The 19,318-nt window shown below is 34.7% G+C and carries 21 protein-coding genes and 3 pseudogenes; 1 reads left to right on the forward strand and 23 read right to left on the reverse strand.

The window, feature by feature from the left end:
* Positions 1-10: 10 nt before the first annotated feature.
* The 21 genes and pseudogenes from EDD72_RS07970 to EDD72_RS08070 all read right to left on the reverse strand — a co-directional run bounded on the left by EDD72_RS07970 (position 11) and on the right by EDD72_RS08070 (position 17,879).
* Positions 11-499, reverse strand: a complete 489-nt coding sequence (locus EDD72_RS07970; protein WP_132769102.1) for an acyltransferase — start codon at positions 497-499, stop codon at positions 11-13.
* Positions 462-1,148, reverse strand: a complete 687-nt coding sequence (ppaX, locus tag EDD72_RS07975; protein WP_132769104.1) for a pyrophosphatase PpaX — start codon at positions 1,146-1,148, stop codon at positions 462-464. The genes EDD72_RS07970 and ppaX overlap by 38 nt, the downstream gene beginning before the upstream one ends.
* Positions 1,145-2,101 carry a nucleoside recognition domain-containing protein gene (locus EDD72_RS07980; protein WP_132769106.1) on the reverse strand — a complete coding sequence of 319 codons (957 nt, stop codon included), beginning with the start codon at positions 2,099-2,101 and terminating at the stop codon, positions 1,145-1,147. The genes ppaX and EDD72_RS07980 overlap by 4 nt, the downstream gene beginning before the upstream one ends.
* An 86-nt stretch (positions 2,102-2,187) precedes the next feature.
* A complete protein-coding gene (gene lgt / locus EDD72_RS07985; RefSeq protein WP_132769109.1) occupies positions 2,188-3,072 on the reverse strand; it encodes a prolipoprotein diacylglyceryl transferase in 885 nt (294 codons plus the stop codon).
* 14 nt (positions 3,073-3,086) lie between these two features.
* The gene (gene hprK, locus EDD72_RS07990) at positions 3,087-4,013 is read right to left on the reverse strand and encodes an HPr(Ser) kinase/phosphatase (protein ID WP_132769111.1); all 927 of its coding nucleotides are present in this window, start codon (positions 4,011-4,013) and stop codon (positions 3,087-3,089) included.
* Between the two features lie 133 nt (positions 4,014-4,146).
* Positions 4,147-5,256 carry an ABC transporter ATP-binding protein gene (locus tag EDD72_RS07995; RefSeq protein WP_132769113.1) on the reverse strand — a complete coding sequence of 370 codons (1,110 nt, stop codon included), beginning with the start codon at positions 5,254-5,256 and terminating at the stop codon, positions 4,147-4,149.
* Positions 5,257-5,365: 109 nt separating this feature from the next.
* Positions 5,366-6,325, reverse strand: coding sequence for a PucR family transcriptional regulator (locus EDD72_RS08000; RefSeq protein WP_132769115.1), 960 nt, complete (start codon positions 6,323-6,325; stop codon positions 5,366-5,368).
* 23 nt (positions 6,326-6,348) lie between these two features.
* Positions 6,349-7,155, reverse strand: coding sequence for a Cof-type HAD-IIB family hydrolase (locus EDD72_RS08005; protein ID WP_132769117.1), 807 nt, complete (start codon positions 7,153-7,155; stop codon positions 6,349-6,351).
* 215 nt (positions 7,156-7,370) lie between these two features.
* The gene (locus EDD72_RS08010) at positions 7,371-7,970 is read right to left on the reverse strand and encodes a Uma2 family endonuclease (protein ID WP_132769119.1); all 600 of its coding nucleotides are present in this window, start codon (positions 7,968-7,970) and stop codon (positions 7,371-7,373) included.
* A gap of 84 nt (positions 7,971-8,054) precedes the next feature.
* A pseudogene (locus EDD72_RS13030) lies at positions 8,055-8,207 on the reverse strand (DUF7916 family protein); the annotation flags it as partial.
* Positions 8,208-8,219: 12 nt separating this feature from the next.
* On the reverse strand, positions 8,220-8,969 hold the full coding sequence (gene nagB, locus EDD72_RS08020; protein ID WP_132769121.1) for a glucosamine-6-phosphate deaminase: 750 nt from the start codon (positions 8,967-8,969) through the stop codon (positions 8,220-8,222).
* A 233-nt stretch (positions 8,970-9,202) separates the two neighbouring features.
* Complete coding sequence (pfkB, locus tag EDD72_RS08025; protein WP_132769123.1) at positions 9,203-10,150, reverse strand: 1-phosphofructokinase; 948 nt, start codon at positions 10,148-10,150, stop codon at positions 9,203-9,205.
* A 14-nt stretch (positions 10,151-10,164) separates the two neighbouring features.
* On the reverse strand, positions 10,165-11,022 hold the full coding sequence (locus EDD72_RS08030) for a tagatose bisphosphate family class II aldolase (RefSeq protein ID WP_132769125.1): 858 nt from the start codon (positions 11,020-11,022) through the stop codon (positions 10,165-10,167).
* 118 nt (positions 11,023-11,140) lie between these two features.
* Positions 11,141-12,007 (reverse strand): Cof-type HAD-IIB family hydrolase, encoded by an 867-nt coding sequence (locus tag EDD72_RS08035; protein WP_132769127.1) that lies wholly within the window; start codon positions 12,005-12,007, stop codon positions 11,141-11,143.
* Between the two features lie 6 nt (positions 12,008-12,013).
* Positions 12,014-13,195: an SIS domain-containing protein gene (locus EDD72_RS08040; protein WP_132769129.1), complete on the reverse strand. Its 1,182-nt coding sequence runs from the start codon at positions 13,193-13,195 to the stop codon at positions 12,014-12,016.
* Positions 13,196-13,263: 68 nt separating this feature from the next.
* Entirely contained in the window at positions 13,264-13,701 is a 438-nt protein-coding gene (locus EDD72_RS08045; protein ID WP_132769131.1) for a PTS sugar transporter subunit IIA, read from the reverse strand.
* A 1-nt stretch (position 13,702) separates the two neighbouring features.
* Positions 13,703-14,503, reverse strand: a complete 801-nt coding sequence (gene agaD / locus EDD72_RS08050; protein ID WP_132769133.1) for a PTS galactosamine transporter subunit IID — start codon at positions 14,501-14,503, stop codon at positions 13,703-13,705.
* The gene (gene agaC / locus EDD72_RS08055) at positions 14,490-15,284 is read right to left on the reverse strand and encodes a PTS galactosamine transporter subunit IIC (protein WP_132769135.1); all 795 of its coding nucleotides are present in this window, start codon (positions 15,282-15,284) and stop codon (positions 14,490-14,492) included. Before agaC ends, agaD begins: the two co-directional genes overlap by 14 nt.
* A gap of 11 nt (positions 15,285-15,295) precedes the next feature.
* Positions 15,296-15,769, reverse strand: coding sequence for a PTS galactosamine transporter subunit IIB (agaB, locus tag EDD72_RS08060; protein WP_132769137.1), 474 nt, complete (start codon positions 15,767-15,769; stop codon positions 15,296-15,298).
* Between the two features lie 107 nt (positions 15,770-15,876).
* A complete protein-coding gene (locus EDD72_RS08065; RefSeq protein WP_132769139.1) occupies positions 15,877-17,052 on the reverse strand; it encodes an SIS domain-containing protein in 1,176 nt (391 codons plus the stop codon).
* 95 nt (positions 17,053-17,147) lie between these two features.
* Positions 17,148-17,879: a GntR family transcriptional regulator gene (locus EDD72_RS08070; RefSeq protein WP_243643807.1), complete on the reverse strand. Its 732-nt coding sequence runs from the start codon at positions 17,877-17,879 to the stop codon at positions 17,148-17,150.
* Between the two features lie 240 nt (positions 17,880-18,119).
* On the opposite strand from EDD72_RS08070, the pseudogene EDD72_RS12860 reads away from it, so the two are divergent.
* Positions 18,120-18,456 (forward strand): annotated as a pseudogene (locus EDD72_RS12860) (helix-turn-helix domain-containing protein); the annotation flags it as partial.
* Between the two features lie 162 nt (positions 18,457-18,618).
* On the opposite strand, the gene EDD72_RS08080 reads toward EDD72_RS12860, so the two are convergent.
* Positions 18,619-18,999 (reverse strand): hypothetical protein, encoded by a 381-nt coding sequence (locus tag EDD72_RS08080; protein ID WP_132769141.1) that lies wholly within the window; start codon positions 18,997-18,999, stop codon positions 18,619-18,621.
* A 23-nt stretch (positions 19,000-19,022) separates the two neighbouring features.
* A pseudogene (locus EDD72_RS08085) lies at positions 19,023-19,166 on the reverse strand (HAD hydrolase family protein); the annotation flags it as partial.
* Positions 19,167-19,318: the final 152 nt, after the last annotated feature.

Genomic DNA, 19,318 nt, shown 5'->3' on the forward strand with positions numbered 1-19,318 from the left:
CCCCTAAATGCTATTTATTTACCATCCGAATCAACTTAGCCGGGTTTCCTGCCACAAACGCATACGGGGGAACATCTTGGGTCACTACAGACCCAGCACCAACAACGGCATGATCCCCGATTGTCACGCCAGGTAAAATGAGCGAATTGGCACCAATCATTACATTGGAACCAATATACACATCACCAAGTCGATATTCATCGATCAGATATTCATGACATAAAATCGTGGTATTATATCCAATAATCGTATTGTCCCCAATATGGATTTTTTCTGGAAACATCGTATCCATCATCACCATTAAGGCAATCGCAGTTTTTTCCCCTATTTCCATATGAAGAAACGTCCGATACAACCAATTTTTTGCAGGCAACCAAGGGGTAAAACGGCCAATCGTAATGATGATAAAACTCTTCATGACCTTCCAAAAGCTAACTGTATCATACACTTGCCAAAGTGAATTACTTTCTTTCACCGGATATCGTTTTGTTTTCCTCATCTTCCTTGATTCCCCTCACGATCGGAATTAAATCACGCATATCCTTAATCACATAATCTGGATCAAACTGCTTTAGGAATTCTGGTCCTTTCAGACTCCATGCAACTCCAATCGCGGTTATCCCCGCATTTTTTGCAGCTTGAATATCATATTGGGAATCTCCTACCATTAATGTTGTTTCTGGATTTGCTCCCAAACGTTCCATTGCAAGCAGTACAGGTTCAGGAGCTGGTTTATGGAATTCCGTATCTTCGTAAGAGACAATCGTACTCATCAGTGAATCCATACCAAATCGCTTAAGACCCATCATCGTTGTATTTAGCATCTTTGTTGTAACAACGCCAAGGATAGCACCTTCTTGTTTTAATGTTTCAAGCACTTCCTTCACATGAGGGAATTCAAGTACATACTCATCATGGGTACGAAGATTATGTTCACGATAAATTTTAACCATTTCCTCTGCATGTGACTCATCACCAAAGATAACCATTTGTTCATATAATGGTTTACCCATATGAGGGATAATCATCTCGCGATTGTATTTTCCTGGATAAAACTGTTCGAGTGTATATAAAAACGAGTTTATAATCAACTCATTTGTATTCAGAATCGTTCCATCTAAATCAAATAGTAATGTTTTATACTTCACTTTGCTTCTCCCTTCACTACAAAATCAGTATGAACAATGATTCGTTGCCACACCTTTGCCGTTAAAATGGTGATCAAAAAAGCCACACTTACTCGAATCAATAAAAGATAGAGAACATTGATCCCTAAAGGCACAAAAATTAATGTATCTTCAATCACTGCATGGCTAGCAACTAAAAAAATCGATAGCAAATATAAATCTCTTTTTGAGAGATTCTCTTCTTTTGCACTCTCAATAATCACACCTGCCCCATATGCTAAGCCAAAAATTAGCCCTGCAAGAAGTGGAACAGATGTTTTTCCTGAAGAAAGACCTAATATTCTCGTTAAGGGTTCTAACCATTTTGAAATAGTTTCAATCGCGTGAAAATCTTTTAGAACTTGAATAGCAAGCATTAATGGAAAAACGATAATGACAATTTGCCAAATACCGAGTGCGGACTTCTCAATTGCGAACAATACAATCCCCGTCCATGTTTCAGGGTTTTGTGTCGTACTGGCAACCAAACCATATTGAGCTGCCTCTCCCCCTCCATGCCAAAAAAGGTTGATCAAGAAAGCAGCTATAAAAGATAAACCAACACGAATACCGATCGGCACGATCGCGTGTACACCGATTTTTTTCGCGACAGCTGTCTCTACGAGCAAATTATGAGCAAAACTTAACATCACGGCAAGGATAAAGACATGTTTCACAGTCAAATGAAGGGATAAAATCGCCCCAATTGCTGCATAGAGATTCAATAAATAGCCTAATGCCAATGGAATCGCCGCCTCACCAGGGAGCCCGATCCATTTCATCAACGGATAAAAGATCCGAACGACCCAGTGAATGACAGGTGTAAAATTAAGGATCGTTACGATAAAGGTGATGGGGAAAATTACCTTCCCTAAAACCCATGTCGTTTTTACGCCTGACAAAATTCCTTTTTTCCATGTTTCTTTTGTGATCATTTCTCTCTGCCTCTCAAATCTAGAATTGGCTTGTATGTTCTAACGCTGCTCCGATCTCTCGCAGCATATAGAACATACAAGCCTTTTTAATCTTCATAATGAAGAGGATGATCTACTTTGTATTTCCGGTACCACATCAGAATCAGCGCAGCTAAAATGAGAACCACACCAATGAACTGAGCAATTCTGACATTACCGTATTCCATATTTCCAGGTTCAAAAAATAATCTCATTGGCGACCATAGGATATTCATCAAACTCGATAGCCAACTTGGCCCATTAAATGCCAAGCTGTCGGTTCGCAATCCTTCGATATAAAAGCGTCCAACGGAATACCAAATAAAATAGCTAAGGAAAACCATTCCCTGAATTGGATTCTTTTTTCGTAACCATAACAACAAAAAGACGCCAATGAAATCCCAAAGAGATTCATATAAAAAGGTGGGATGGTAATATACTCCATTAATATTCATCTGGTTGATAATCCATTGAGGAAGATGCATGTTCTGCAAAAATTCAAGGGAAACAGGGCCACCATGGGCCTCCTGATTCATAAAATTACCCCAACGACCAATCGCCTGACCTAATAAAATACTAGGTGCGGCTAAATCAGCTAGTTTCCAAAATCGGACACCCTTCTTTTTGGAAAAGACATAAGCCGTTAATACCGATCCGATCAAAGCCCCATGGATCGCTAAACCACCATGCCAAATCGCTATGATCTCCGAGGGATGTTTTGAATAATAATCCCATTGGAATAAAACATAATAGGCTCTGGCACCAATAATCGCTGCAGGCACAGCATAAATCAAAAGATCCATTAAAAGATCAGAATCAAAACCAATTCGTTTTGTTTCCCATAGTGCTAGCAATAAACCAACAATAGCAGCAGATCCTAAAATTACTCCATACCAATGGACCTGAATCGGGCCAAGTTGGAATGCGATGGGATCAATATATCCTGTAACCATACGATTTCTCCTTTCTAATGCTCCTCATCCATGAATTCAGAGAGGCGTTCTGTAAATTCTTTTGCTGCGTGATGTCCCATTATTTTTAAACGATAATTCATAGCAGCGACTTCAATAATGACAGCAAGGTTACGGCCTGGACGAACAGGTATTGTGATCTCTGGGATTTCTGTATCCATAATCTTCATTTTTTGTTCATCAAGGCCTAAGCGTTCATAATTTTTATCTTTATCCCACATCTCTAGTTTGACTACTTGTGTGATTTTCTTATGGATACGTACAGCACCTGCACCAAAAAGAGTCATAACATTAATAATACCTAATCCACGGATTTCTAGTAGATGACGGATTACTTCTGGTGCTGTCCCAATTAATTCATTTTCTGCAGTTTGGCGGATTTCCACCGCGTCATCAGCGACTAAACGATGACCACGTTTTACAAGTTCTAATGCCGTTTCACTTTTACCGATTCCACTTGACCCTGTAATTAATATCCCTACTCCATACACATCAACCAGAACACCATGAAGTGTAATCGTTGGTGCCAATTGAGCCTCGAGATAGTTGGTTAGTTTACTAGCAAAGCGTGTAGTATTCATCGCTGTGCGAAGAATCGGAATTCTTTTCTTACAGGAGACCTCGATTAATTCCTCTGGTACAGACAAATTGCGAGCGATGATAATAGCTGGTGTCTCATCATGGCATAATTTTTCCATTCTTTCTTTCCGTACCCTTGAAGACAGTCCTTCAAGGAAGGTTAATTCTGTTTTCCCTAAAATTTGTACTCGTTCATAGGGATAATATGTAAAAAAACCCGCCATTTCTAGACCCGGTCGGCTTAAGTCACTCACCGTGATTTTTCGGTCTAGATCAGCAAGATCGCAGACTAACTCTAAATCAAAAGCATCTTTTAAATCTTTTACTTTTAGAATCTTTTTCACATGGTTCCCTCCACTTGGAGATGATATGGAAATCTATATTAGCAGAACAGCGACTGATGTACATCAGTCGCTGTTTGTTTTTCCTCATTATTATAGAATTTTTATAATTGAATGTAAAGAAAATGAAATTCGATTAGATTACACTATCTTCTGTATCCTTATCAAAAATGTGAATCTTATTCATATCGAAAGCTAACTTCACTTGTGTTCCAGCCTTCAATTGAGAACGAGCATTTACTCTTGCAGTAACCGATTCTTTTCCTACGCCAGAAAGATAGAGATACATTTCGGCACCCATATGCTCAGCCACATCAATCATTGCCGTAAACTGACTATTTGGAGAAGATTCTAGGAAAATTAATTCATCATGAATATCCTCTGGACGAATTCCTAGGAAAACCTCTTTTCCTACATAACCTTTTTCACGTAAAGTTTTAGCTTTCCCCTCTGGGATTACAAACTGAACTTGATTAATTTTAAATACCAATGAATCCCCATTGGTTTCCAATTTTCCAGGAATAAAATTCATGGATGGAGAACCAATAAAACCTGCTACGAACATATTTTTAGGATGATTATATAATTCAGTCGGTGTATCAACCTGTTGAATGACACCATCTTTCATGACCACAATTCGATCCCCCATGGTCATCGCTTCTGTTTGGTCGTGAGTAACATAGATGACCGTTGTCTCTAGACGTTTATGCAATTTACTAATCTCAGTTCTCATTTGTACACGTAGTTTAGCATCAAGGTTTGATAATGGTTCGTCCATCAAGAATACTTTTGGCTCACGTACGATCGCACGCCCCAAAGCAACCCGTTGTCTTTGTCCACCAGAAAGTGCTTTTGGTTTGCGATCAAGTAAATGTTCGATGTCTAAAATTTTTGCAGCTTCATGAACTCGTTTTTTAATTTCTTCTTTGGAGAACTTTCTTAATTTCAAACCAAATGCCATATTGTCATAAACGGTCATATGTGGGTATAACGCATAGCTTTGGAATACCATCGCAATATCGCGATCCTTTGGTGCTTTGTCATTGACTCTCTCATCACCAATATACAGGTCACCTTCGGAAATTTCTTCTAGACCTGCGATCATCCGTAATGTAGTTGACTTACCACAACCCGAAGGACCAACTAATACGAGGAACTCTTTATCTTTGATTTCAAGATTAATATCTTTGACTACTTCATGGTTGCCGTAACGTTTGTACACATGTTTCAATGTTACACTTGCCATAACTTATCCCTCCATCGTAAAAACATAGAATCATTTATTTCTTGTTTCTAGTCTACCTTTTGATGAAAACGTTTTCTATTCGCATTTCTTACAAATATTTTTTGCGATTCTATTCAATTTGTCCAAAACGCTTTTTTAGGAGGGATAGCCATTTAAAAGTCATAGCATCATGAAATTGTTTCACATCCAAACCTGTTTGCTGTTTAACTTTATCAATCCGATATTGCAAAGTGTTTCGATGGATAAAAAGCCTTCTAGCCGTTTCACTCATATTTAGATTTTCTTCCAAGAAAACCCGAATCGTCTCTTCTATTTCTGGATCTAACGTCAACATCCATTGCTTCGGAATAAAGGATTTCAACTCCTCACTAGGTATTTTCGCTATCATCCTTTCGAAAAAATGATTCCAAGGGGAGAAGACTTTCACATCAACATAGAACCATTTTATCCAAGACATATCTTGAATCAATTGAACACTATGTTTTAAAAGTTTCTCGATACTTGTTGCAGGTTTATGAATTCCGATTTTCACTTCTTCATGCCACTCATTTTGTAACATTTCATACAGTCCAAAGGCAAACTCATCTACTTCGTCCTTTTGATCAAGTCGTAGTTTCTCGTTAGAGACCAAGACCAGTAAACTACGTTGAGAGATTGGAATCGGTAATAATGTACCAGGTATATAGGACTGAATAATATCAATGAATGACTTTTCTTCCCAACCTTGTTCTTTTTTAAGAAACAACACGGGAAACCAACCGTTATGCCATCCTTTTGCTTCCCTAACCCAATTTGGAATTTGAATCCTTTCTATGGCCTTTTCATTGGTTAGAATTTCCGTCAACCAGTCTTTTAGTTTTTCTTCGATCGACTTGGTATTTGCCAAAAAATCGCGAATGTTAGAAACGATTTGTTGCAATTCTTCGATTGTTAGGGTTTGTTTTTGATCTACAACTTTTAAATAGATTCTCTCTTCTTCTGTTTCTAAGAGGAGTATTGTATTCGTATCTCGTTGCTGTTCTTTTTCCATTCCTTTTTTGACGCGAATCAGTTCCATTCCCTTTTTCAATCCAAATCTCTCCTAGCACCCAATCAAGCAAGGACGAATTTTTGAAACACTTCCCATACCCCATGGTCATTATTCGTTTTGGTCACATAATCAGCAATCGCTTTTATCTCAGGGCGAGCATTTCCCATGGCAACACCTAAACCTGCTAATTCAATCATATCTCGATCATTATAGCTATCACCAATCGCTATCACTTGCTCCATCGTAATCCCTTTTTGCTTCGCAAGAAAGCGAATCGCATTTCCTTTTGTCGCTTCAGGATGGGTAATTTCCAAAAAGTATGGTTTGGAAATTGTAACATGAAGTTGATTTCCATATCGATATTGATATTCTTTCTCTAATGTTTGAATGTTATCAGGGTCATCGATAATTAGGATTTTGATGGGCTCGGTTTGTGATTGATCCATTTGTTGAACCAAATCATCAACCACATAATAGGGTACATCTGATGCTTTGGCATAGTCTCGAATATATTGATTCTCTTCAGCGACATAGAGTTGATCTTCGAGATAGATTTGAATGTGTTTATTCTTCTCTATTAAATCTTTTATGATATCGATCGATAACTCATAGGGAACCAATCTTTGAAAAAGAACCTCACCGCTTAAAACATTTTTGATATATGCCCCTTGATAAGTGATAATGGGAACGTCTAATTCAATGGCTTTTGCATATTTTTTAGCAGATTGGAACATCCGTCCTGTTGCTAGAGTCACCGTTATCCCTTTGTCGACAGCTTCGCGAATCGCTTCAATCGTTTGTGACGATATCGTCAAATCATCAGCTAGTAGTGTGTCGTCTAGATCGATTGCGACAAGTTTGTAGTTCATCTTGGATTTCCTTTCTGATCTGAAATTTCACTTTAATTTATTTTAGCATAATAATTAAAAGTAAAGACAAAAAAGGGCACTAATGTTAATGATTAATGCCCCATTATTTACAAACAACCATCTACTCTCCAAAAATAATATTTAAATGCGCTAACTCATTAAAAAAACCGAGCTATGCACGGTTTTTTTTGCAGTTCATCATCATTTACGGGTTTTTAGCCTAGATCAAACAAGTCAAGATCACGAAAAATTTCCTTTACTGATATTGATAAGCATGGGATGAGTGGTGAGGTGATCGTTTCTTCATCTCCTCCAAATACCTCATATAGATCATATTGATGTTTTTCCGGATTCAATAAATTTTGTTCTATAGTGCGATGCAAAGGATCAACTATCCAGTATTCCTTTATGCCAAAATATGCATATGTTTTCCGTTTGTTCTTCTTGTCTTTTAATGCGGTGGAAGGAGAGAGAATTTCCACGATTAAATCCGGTGCTCCTTCAATCCCCCTTCGCGTAATGATATCTCTGCGATTTCTTTGAATCATTACTATATCCGGTTGACGTACTTCAGCATTTGATAGTATAAGATCAATCGGAGCATACAGAATGAAATAATCAAGACGACAATGTTGATTTATCATTGCGATAAGATTACTGCTTATGATCTGATGTTCTGCTGTAGGGGCAGGAGCCATAAGTTCTAGCTTTCCGTTTACCAATTCATAATGCGAACCATCTTCAGGCAGCTTGGAATAATCCTCGTAAGTCAAGCTTTCTTCTTTTATATCTTCAACATGCCTTTTTTTCCCCATTGTTTCTCACTCCCCTACACATCACATTTTTCTTTATTATATCATGTGGCTAGAAATTCAAAAGGGAGAATAGGCTGATTCCTATTTTCCAAATACGCTCCTAGCTTTTTCAATTGCTTTCTTAATTTCCAGATTGGATACTCCTGTTTTCGGATTACCCGTTAAACAAACGAAATCAAATCCTAATTTTTTAGCCTCCATTAAATCATTTTCAGAAACTATTCTCCCTTCTGGTAGCTAAGATTTTTATTAATCATTAATACCTGCTTTTTCTTTAATTATGGACATTGCTTTTTTATCCGCAATAATGGTTACCCTTGGGTGCCTTTTTAAGATTGAAGCTGGAAGTCTTTCGTCTATGGTTTTCGTCATTAAATCGTATAGAATTTGTGCTTTTTTCAAGCCATAAGCCAATAATAGAATCTCCTTGCTTTTCATGATGGAGGCAATTCCCATCGTAATCGCATGTGTAGGTACTTCAGATAAATCATGAAAAAAACGAGAATTTGCGATTCGTGTAGACTCAGCTAACTTCACAACATGAGTAATGGAATCAAAACTTGTACCAGGTTCATTAAATCCAATATGTCCATTTACACCAATTCCTAAAAGTTGTAGGTCAATACCTCCTACTTGATCAATCTGTTCTTCATATCTTTGGCATTCAGCTTCCAAATCCTTCGCCATACCATTTGGAATGTGTATTTGGTTTGATGGTATATCAATATGATCAAAAAGGTTTTTATACATATAATAGTAGTAACTATTAGGATTGCTTTTTTCTAATCCGACATACTCGTCTAAATTAAATGTTTTAACAGATTTGTATGACGTTTTATTATTTATAAAATCTTCTCGTAAATGTTCATATACACCTAGAGGGGTTGAACCTGTTGCTAAACCAAGGGTTAAAGAAGAAGATTGAGATACTCGTTTGATAACCATTTCTGAGGCCTTTTTAGCTAATGCGTTGTAATCTTCTACTTCAATGATTTTCATCTTTTTCGCTTCCTTTTCGGTTATACTCTAATTCATCTCGACAAAATACAATGATAATTTGGTTGTTCTGATCAAGTAAAACAAGATCCACATCCTTGCCAAATTCAATAATACCTTTTTAATATCGTTCACTGACGTTATTTGTTTTTTTAAATTATTCAATATCAGGGTCAATAATCGCATGCGGGGGTGGGGGTTTTTAGACTGGTTTTCTGTAGACTAATTCCAAACTTTTATTTTAAAGAATTTAATACCTTTATTTTTTCTACTTTAACGTTCTTAAACATCGATTCTACATTTGCCTTTCGAATTTGGCCTGTTCCTATTTCCATTGCATTTGCAGTTCCACATGCTACTCCAAGCTTTAGCATATCTTCTATTCCATAATTTTTATAAAGTCCAATTGCTAAACCAGCAACCATAGAATCGCCTGATCCAACAGGATTTTTTACTTCTATTTTTGGAATTTTTACCTTATAACCTAGATCTTTATGGATTATAATAGCCCCATCACTTCCCAAGGAAACAACAACAAATTCAACGCCATTTTGACTAATTTCTTTAGCAGCTTTAATAATTTCTTCTTCTGATTCAATAGGTCGATTCATTAGCAATTCTAATTCACTTTTATTTGGTTTAATCAAAAAAGGGGAAGCATTAAGTCCTTCTCTTAATGCTGAACCACTTGTATCCAAAATAAATGGTTTTCCCTTTTTCTTTGCCCTAATAATTAATTCATAATACATCGACTCAGGTACACCTTCAGGTAAACTTCCCGACGCAACAAGTACTGAACTATCTTGTAGTATTCTTTCATATTTTTGGAGAAATAACTCGATTTGTTCAGATGTTACTTTTGGCCCAGATTCTAGTATTTCTGTTTGTACCACATCCTTTGACAGTATTGCGATACAATTGCGTGTCTCACCGGTTATTTGAATAAAGTCATTTTTTATTCCTTGTTCGGTTAATTGTTCAAGAATGAATTCGCCATTTTTTCCGCCAATAAACCCTGTCGTTAATACATCTTCACCAAATTGTTTTATTACACGAGCAACATTAAGTCCTTTTCCACCAGCTGTTGCTTCAAATTGATGTGTTCGAAAGAGATTACCAACTTGAAAATCTTGAACAACATATCTTCTATCAACGGATGGGTTTAAAGTAATCGTTGTAATCATAAAAAATCACTTCCTTATAAAGCCTTACCATCACTACCACATAACTTTATCTTTTCAATCGTTACCTTTTTCATCGCATCTTTACCAGGAGTCAAATATTTTCTTGGATCACTTTCCTCTGGATGTTCATTGAAAAATTGTTTTACCGCATTGGAGAATGGTATCTTTAATTCTGTTGCAATATTTACTTTAGTAATTCCTAGTTCAATTGATCTTCTTACATCTTTATCTGGAATTCCTGAAGCACCGTGAAGGACTAATGGTATATCTATTAGTTGATTAATCCGTTCAAGTCGGTCAAAATCTAACTTTGGTTTATCTTTATATAAACCGTGAGCTGTCCCAATTGCTACAGCTAATGAGTCTATATTCGTTATTTCAACAAATTCAACAGCTTTTTCTGGATCCGTAAATATTGAATTCTTTTCATCCACTACTAAATCATCTTCTTGACCACCAAGTCGACCTAATTCAGCTTCAACAGTTACACCAAATCGATGTGCATAATCAACCACTTCTGACACCTTTCGAATATTTTCCTCAAATGGGTCATGAGAAGCATCAATCATAACCGATTTATAACCTAAATCAATACATTGTTTAATGTAATCAATGTCTTCTGAATGGTCTAGATGAAGAGCAATAGGGATATTGTATCTAGCAGTTGCTACGTTTGCGATAGCCAACAAATAATCTGGACCGGCATATTTTACGGTACTTGGAGTAGCGGCAAGAATAATTGGTGAATACAATTCAGCTGCAGCCTCTACTACAACCTGAACTGTTTCTAAATTGTGAATGTTAAAAGCGGGTACTGCATATTTTCTTTTTTTCGCGTCAAGAAGCATCTCTTTTGTAGATACAATCGACATCTGAATACCTCCTCATAAGTGCATCTTAATCAACAACACCAATAATCATGATATTATGATGTACGTACCAATTATAATCTTATTGATTACAAAATTTCAAGGAAACAGGGATTTTTTATTAATGTTTAAGACTGTAATAAAACCTTTGAATCACATATGCGATACCATTCTCATCATTTGATCGAGTCACGTAGTTTGCTAACTTCTTTACTTTTTGTGGAGCGTTATCCATGGCAACGCCTAATCCAGCATACTCAATCATCTCTATATCATTGTGATTATCGCCGATTGCAATGATTTCCGTTGAATCAATTCCCAATTCGCTACTTAATACTTTTAGACCAAAAGCCTTAGAAATATCCTTGGGTAAGATTTCAAACCCCATACCAGAGTAAGTAATTCGAATTTGATCATGAAACTTAGTTAATAATTCTTTCATTATGAACTGTATTTTTTTTTCATTTTCAGCAACGATTGAAATTTTTTGCGGTTCTATTCGGTTCAACTTAATATAAGATAACATATCTTGGTTAGAAATAAACTTGCTACTTCTATATTCAACAAATTTATATTTCAGTGCTGATAATGATTTTGTGTTAAAAAAATTTTTCCATGGATATCTCACATTGATGATTGAATACGGATCTTGTTGCAACTCAAAATCGAGTTGGAAATCCGTAATCATTTCAATCATTTTTTGTACTATTTCATTAGGTAGTTTACTTATAAATAAAGGTTGTTCTAAACAATTTGCAATCAAAGCTCCATCATGTGTAATAATCGGAATTTTAATATTCAAGTCTTTTGCTATTTCCTTTGCGAAGGAATATGATCGCCCAGTTGCCAAGGTCACCAGTAGTCCATCTTTAATTACATTTCTAATCATTTTTTTTGTTTGTGGAAGGATATATTTTTTAGAAGAAAAAAGCGTCCCATCTATATCTAGTGCCAACAATTTATAAGCCAAATCTTGTTCCCCTTTCACAAAAGTTTATCTTTCGTTTCTTTTATAAATTTTTACACCTTGAGCAACCTTATGAACCAAACCAATTTGATCCGGTTGATCAGGGGAAACCTTTAGCTGAATTGATTTTAATATGGCCAAAGATTGAAAAAATATTGAATATTGAAATATAATGTGTGAATCATCCAAATAATTAAATTGACCTCTATTAAAGTAGAAATAATAATCACTATTCTCATCAATTTCAGGATCATAGTTGATTGATATAGCAACAATCGTACTATTCACTTTATTTTGATAACATTCTTTTAACATGTCCTTTTCATATTTTAACGCATGTTTATCATGACTAAAGAAGAAAGAAATTAAACTACTTGAATTCATTACTAATTTAGGACCATGTCTAAACTCTAATATGGAGTGAAACTCGGAACATTGTAATCCGCCTGAAAGTTCACTAATTTTTAAACACATCTCTGAAGCTAAATACATTAAAACATTTGATCCAAGACCAACAATCGTGTTGTATGTTTTATTGCTTAATGCATGAACTTTATATATATCTTCTTGTAAAAATGTTACAACATCGGAAACTACGTGATTGAACATATTATTATAGTAATGAAAGTTATGAATATCTAAAATCATTAAGGCATATTGAACCAATAATGTAAATTCACCAGTAGCCGCAAAGCTTTTTCCTTTCGTTCCTTTAGGAATGGGAACATAGAGTACTCCTTCTTCTTTCGCGTATCTATGAACAAGTTCCCCTTCTTCTGAACAAATGATTAATAATTGAAATAATTTTCTACTTTTACCTTTAAAAATTTCAACTGTCTCTAATGCCTCTATTGTATTTCCTGAACTTCCTAAAGAGACCAATAGAACCGGACTATCATCTAAAATATAGTGATCAGGATGTGTTATTAAAGCTGTTGATGCAATAGCGTAGACTTCTTTATTTATCTTTCTCATGATATAATTTTGAATAATCGATGCCGCCTTAGCAGAACTACCAGCACCAACCAAATATATTTTTAATCCCTCTATGGAAAAAACTTGGTTCAAAAATAATTCTATTTGACTTCTATATTCTTTAATAATGTTAACGCCATGAATCCAAAGATTTGGTTGATTTTCCAACTCATAACTTGTATGATAACCACCAATTATCCTTAATTCGTTGCTATCAATCCCTAATATTCTCATTGTTCCTTCCTCTCAAAGTATTGTAAAAAGCAGAGTTATTTTCATAAACAACCCTGCTCTATTCTTGGTTAAATCCCTTCCTCTAATTCTTGATTACTCTCAACTTGAAAATTAGTGATCTTTTGAAATTTAACAGTCGATTGTTTGCTTGAATTAACGATAAATTCAGCTAACTCACTAATAGAAAGGGTATCCTTTTGGAATAACGCTTCTAATATTGAACCAATATTACATCCAGCAACTAATTCCATATTATCACGGTCATTCACTAACTCTGCAGCAACTTTGAAAGGGGTGCCTCCAAGTATATCGCAAATAAATAATATTTGAGAACCTTTATTTTCTTTTACCAACTTTGACATTTTTTCCTTTAAAGTTAAATCTGTATCACTTGCTGTAAAATCAATATAATATAAACCATCATTTTTACCTGCTAATAATTCGATTGAATTTTTCAATCCTGTGGCATAGTTCCCATGTCCACTTATGATCATGATACTTTTCATCTTATAACACTCCTAACACTGACATCACGATTGCCATAATAAAAGTTCCTAAAATTAAAACAACTGGACTAACTTTTTTCTTTTTCAAGAAGTAAAACATAAGCAATGTATAAGCCATTGGTAAAATATTTGGAAATATTTTATCAAAGAAATCCTTTTGCAAGGATACAGAATGTTCGGCGTTGATTGCGACTTCTGTTAAAACATTGATATGCACATATGATGCTATTAGTCCACCAATAACAGTAACTCCAAGAATGGTGGCAGCTTTAGAAATCGTTTGTGAGCTAGTCTTTATTTTTTCAATTGCTCTAACACCCAGATTATAGCCAAGGTGAGTCCATATGATACGAAATGCAAATATCGTTAAATAAACACTAAAGAAAATAATTGGTCCTAAAATGCTTCCTTGTTCAGCAAATGATGCACTAATCCCTGCTACAATTGGTAGAATTGTAAACCAAAAGATTGCATCCCCTATTCCTGCTAATGGACCAAACAGCGCAACTTTTAAACCTTTAATTAAATTTCTGTCTTCTTTCCCTTCTTCTAAAGATAATAATAATCCCATTAAAAAGCCAACTAAGTTTGGATGTGTGTTAATAAATTCCAAGTTATCTTTCATTGCTTCAGAAAGGCCTTTTTTATCGTCTTTGTATATTTTCTTTAAGAATGGTAATTGTGCAACAGTAAAGCCACCTGCTTGCATTCTTTCATAGTTAAAACTAGCTTGGAGAAATGAAGATAAAAACCCTAACTTAGTAATATCCTTTTTAGTTAACACTTTATTAGATTCCTTCACTATAATCATCTCCTTCCACAACAACCTTTTGTACTAATTGAGCCTTATTTTTTGAGTTAAAATATTCATATATAGCAAAAGCAGTTCCAACCATAGCAACAGGCAATAGATTAGAAAAAGGAATAAAAGATGCTACTAAAAATCCTACAATGAGATAAGGTACATACTGCCCTTTAAGCATGACTTTTAATAACATTCCAAATCCAACAGCTGGTAAAATACCCCCAGCAATTTCAAAACCGTGTGTTAACCATGTAGGCATTGATTTTACTAAAAGTTGCATAGCATCTTGAGCAACATATGTGCTTAAAAAGACAACAACCCCATATGTCACCGCTACTATTGATGTAGTTAAAATATTTAATCTAATAAAGGATTTGACATCTGCTTCTTCAGCGTATTTATCAGCTTTAGCCATAAAGAATGAAAAACTAGAGTAGTAGAATAAAATGATATATTGCATTAAAAAACTAAAAGGTAATGCTAAACCGATCGCGGTTTTTGCATCTGTTCCAGTTGTATAAGCTATTACAACTGTCATCACACCAGCTAATACTGGGTTTGGAGGTTGCGTCCCACCAGCTGGCGTTAGTCCAGCAAACGCTAATTCCGTTAATGCACCAGCAATCAATCCAGTTTGTAAATCACCAAGAATAAGTCCAGTTAGAGTACTAACGATAATAGGTCTAAAGATAAATAAACCCTCGAGCCAAAAATCAATTCCAACAATAATTGCCATAATTGCTAAAGATATACCTTGCACTAAAGTAATATCATGCATAAGATCCCCTCCTATTCAATATTTTCTTTGATGTCCCCTGGGACATCTTGTATAAATACATTGATTCCTTTTGATTTTATATAACGGAGATTTTCTAAGTCATTATCATCTACATAAACCTTTTTACTAATTTGACGTTTCCCTTGTGAAAAATGCATGTTTCCAACATTTACATCTTTGATAGGTACACCACCGTCAATTAATTTCTTGACCACCTCAGGTGTTTTACATATTATAAAGATTTTTTGCGATGGAGTAGCTTTATGAATAATATTAATGGTGTGTTCTACCGTAAAAAATCTAATTCCTGCACCTGATGATTCAGCTGTTACGGCCATTAGTTGCTGTTGTAATGGGTCTTTTGCTACTTGATCATCAACAACGACTAACAAATTGGCACCTAATGAGGTTGTCCATGTTACTCCTACTTGACCATGTACTAATCGATTATCAATGCGAGTTAGTAAAATATTTGGTTCTGCCATTTAAATCACCGCCTAGTTTAAATTCTTTTCTTTCGTTCCATACATCTTACTTTAATATGATTGATGGGTTTCTAGATATGGATCCCCCCTTTTACTAAAAATGAATTCTATTTATTGTAGGGATGTATAATTACACCCTTTACTACCCTATTCACACTTCCATCAGGACACGGGTTATCAGGGGTATGCCCTAATTGAATCGATTTAAAAAACGAAAACATTTGAGCAATTAAAACGTAATTAAAGATTAAATAAACATCATCTTTATATACTTTGCCTTGGTCACTGATGTAAAAATAATTATCTACTAAACTTTCAATTTCTTCATTTTTATCGGAGGAGACAGCTATTAATTTATGATAATTCTTTTCTGAAGCCAGTTCTTTTAGCAAATCAATTTCATATTTTCGTGTATAGGCATTATTTGATATATATGAAACAATCAGTGTTTGATTATTTATCATTGTTTTTGGTCCATGCCTTAATCCTAAAGAAGATTCATAAGTTGCAATAAGTTCTCCATTTGTTAGTTCTAATGTCTTTAATGCAGATTCTGTAGCTAACCCTTTTAACGAAGACGATCCTAAATAGATAATTCTTTCGAAATCGTTTTCAGCTAAATCTTTAATTAACGGAGCCATTTTATCCAATATTTTTTCCCCATTACCGATGATCAATTTAATTTCTTGCTCGATCTCTTCAAGATTCTCAAAAAGAAGGAGCGCTGCTAATGTCATTGAACTAAAGCTACCTGTCATTGCAAAACCTTGATCATTAGAATCCTCAGGCATTAGAAGAAGCAAACTGTTTGGATCATTTTGAGTCTTTTTGGCTAAACTTCCTTCAGGATTACATGTAATAACAATTTGATATACCTCATTGACAATTTGTTTAGCAAGGTCTACAGTAGCAATACTTTCGGGGCTGTTTCCTGATCTAGCAAAAGAAATAAGTAACGTTGGAATAGCTGAAAATAAATAATTTTCAGGATTAGTTACAATGTCTGTCGTTGCTATTGATTCAAATTTTCCTGGATATTTTTTATTTAGATAGGGAACAACGCTCTCACCAACAAAAGCTGATGTTCCTGCACCTGTAAAAATAATTCTTATCTTATCCTTTTTTAAAATATGATTTAAAAAAGAATCGATTGAGTCTTTATTTCGTTTTACAATATCTAAAGTTTCTTTCCATAACCTTGGTTGTTGTCGAATCTCTTTTGCAGTAATATAACCCGTTATTTTTTTTAAATATTCTTCATCATATCCAAAAAATTTCTCCATTTCCCCTCGTCCTTTCATATTGTTTGTATATTCTCTTAACAAATCTTATTATTATATAATAATATTATGTCGTCATTACCAGTTAAATAAAAAAATTATATATTTAACACCACACGATATTTAAATCGATCCCCTCTAGCAATTCCCACCGTATATTCAATGATTCCAATTTTGTCAAAGGTTGTTCTTTCAATCATCATACTTGGACGATTTTCTTCATATTCAAGAAGTTGTGCTTCATGTTTTCTTGTATTTACTGATTGAAAGCTTTCCTCTGCTTTTATAAAACTTACATTAAATCTTTCAGTCAAAATATCATATAAAGCTTTCTGTTCTAAGTCACTTTGTTTAACATTCGGAAAACGCTGATATGGTAAATAGGTTGTTTCAAGCATCATGGGTTGTTGATCAGCCAAACGTAAACGAATAAATTTATATACAATATCCCCAATAGAAATATTCATCTTTTTTGCTATTTTGGCATCGCTTTCAATTACTTCAAACTTAATCACTCTTGAAGTAGGAGTTTTCCCTAGCTTTTTCATTTCTTCAGTAAAACTATAAAAATGTAATAAATCTTGTTTAAATTCCTTTGGAGAAACAAAGGTTCCTTTACCATGTTGTTTATATAAATAACCTTCCTTTTCTAACTCTTGAATAGCTTGTCTTACAGTAGCACGACTAATATCATACTTTTCACAAAGTTCTCGTTCAGAAGGTATTTGATCATTTTCTCTAAGTTTTCCACTTTCTATTTCATCAATAATAATTTCCATTAACTGGTAGTAAAGTGGTATTCTGCTTTCCTTGTCTATGACTTTCATCATCTATCACTTTTCCTTATTTAATTTAAATATGCGCATATCATGTGGTACGTACCACTTATACTATAACTATAGTCTTTAAGTAACAAATTGTCAACGAATATTTAGGCTTATTTTATTTTGTTTTCTTCGGTTCATTGTAAAAATAATTGCAACAATATAATGCAGTGAAAAATAAACAACCATAGTGAGAAATCATGTATGATTTAGGTGTCTAGTCCAAACATACAGGAGGTCTCAACTATGACTGTTCAATCCAAGTCTACCATAATTGTACGTTCTTTTAAACACCTAAGTGTCTTTGAAAGAGATCAGATTGCGCTCTCTAAAAAGAAGGTAAAACTCATTGTTATATTGCAAATAAGGTAGGTCTCTCACCAAGTACAATTAGTCGCGAGATTAAAAAAGGAACCACCATTCAAAGGCGATCTGACTTATCAACTTATGAAGAATATTTCCCAAAAACTAGGCAGACGGTTTACGAGAAAAATCGCATGAATTGTGGAGCAAAGTGCAAAGTGGCTCAGGTTGAAGATTTTTAAAATTTACAGAAGATAAGATACTGCACGCCAGATGCAGTTGCTGATTCTGTAAACGAGATCCTACCAAGTTTCTAGAGTATTTCGTACTATTACAGTAGACAACGGTTCGGAATTTAGTGAGCTATCCGACACTCTACAACAATTAGGAATTGAAGCTTACTTCTCTTACACTTATTCTTTGGATAAAATTATAAAGAAATTTATATACTTTTTATATATTTATTACTTAAACAATCTAGTTTACATAATATTGTAACAAGCAGGAAATAAGCGAACAACCATCCTTTTGCTTCCCTAACCCAATTTGGAATTTGAATCCTTTCTATGGCCTTTTCATTGGTTAGAATTTCCGTCAACCAGTCTTTTAGTTTTTCTTCGATCGACTTGGTATTTGCCAAAAAATCGCGAATGTTAGAAACGATTTGTTGCAATTCTTCGATTGTTAGGGTTTGTTTTTGATCTACAACTTTTAAATAGATTCTCTCTTCTTCTGTTTCTAAGAGGAGTATTGTATTCGTATCTCGTTGCTGTTCTTTTTCCATTCCTTTTTTGACGCGAATCAGTTCCATTCCCTTTTTCAATCCAAATCTCTCCTAGCACCCAATCAAGCAAGGACGAATTTTTGAAACACTTCCCATACCCCATGGTCATTATTCGTTTTGGTCACATAATCAGCAATCGCTTTTATCTCAAGGCGTGCATTTCCCATGGAAACACCTAAACCTGCTAATTCAATCATATCTCGATCATTATAGCTATCATTTTAGCATAATGAAAGGAGAAAGAAAAAAGGGCACTAATTGGGGTTTGTGTCAAGTTTTTGTGGGAGAAATTTTTTACAAATATATACAAATATATTATGTAAGCGTAATCGGTATTTGAGAGTTCCCCTAGGTAGAT

Source organism: Tepidibacillus fermentans, assembly GCF_004342885.1.
GTDB classification, from domain to species: Bacteria; Bacillota; Bacilli; order Tepidibacillales; family Tepidibacillaceae; genus Tepidibacillus; species Tepidibacillus fermentans.